This is a genomic window from Citrobacter sp. wls711, assembly GCF_005281055.1.
Lineage (GTDB): Bacteria > Pseudomonadota > Gammaproteobacteria > Enterobacterales > Enterobacteriaceae > Citrobacter > Citrobacter gillenii.
The window spans coordinates 1-677 of sequence record NZ_SZXC01000047.1; the positions used below are offsets into that span (position 1 = coordinate 1).

2 pseudogenes are annotated in these 677 nt (G+C 52.9%); both read right to left on the reverse strand.

The features are described 5' to 3' along the window. Positions 1 to 171: pseudogene (locus FDW98_RS23835) on the reverse strand (EAL domain-containing protein); the annotation flags it as partial. Continuing rightward, positions 153 to 677, reverse strand: a pseudogene (locus FDW98_RS14400) (IS5-like element ISKpn26 family transposase); the annotation flags it as partial. The pseudogenes FDW98_RS14400 and FDW98_RS23835, both read right to left, overlap by 19 nt.

The window sequence follows — 677 nt, forward strand, 5'->3', positions numbered from 1 at the left end:
CTTAGGGAAGGTGCGAATAAGCAGGTCATTTCTTCCCAAGCTGACTCGCTGATTAAAATTTCGCGGATCTGGGCCGATTTTTTTCCCGCAAACACATCGAATCAGCCTATTTAGGCTATTTTTTCCACCATTTCTGGCGTTATTTCCGGTTTTTACTGAGATCTCTCCCACTGACGTATCATTTGGTCCACCCGAAACAGGTTGGCCAGGGTGAATAACATCGCCAGTTGGTTATCGTTTTTCAGCAGCCCCTTGTATCTGGCTTTCACGAAGCCGAACTGCCGCTTGATGATGCGAAACGGGTGCTCCACCCTGGCACGGATGCTGGCTTTCATGTATTCGATGTTGATGGCCGTTTTGTTCTTGCGCGGATGCTGCTTCAAGGTTTTTACCTTGCCGGGACGCTCGGCGATCAGCCAGTCCACATCCACCTCGGCCAGCTCCTCGCGCTGTGGCGCTCCTTGGTAGCCGGCATCGGCTGAGACAAATTGCTCCTCTCCATGAAGCAGATTACCCGGCTGATTGAGGTCATGCTCGTTGGCCGCGGTGGTGACCAGGCTGTGGGTCAGGCCACTCTTGGCATCGACACCAATGTGGGCCTTCATGCCAAAGTGCCACTGATTGCCTTTCTTGGTCTGATGCATCTCCGGATCGCGTTGCTGCTCTTTGTTCTTGGT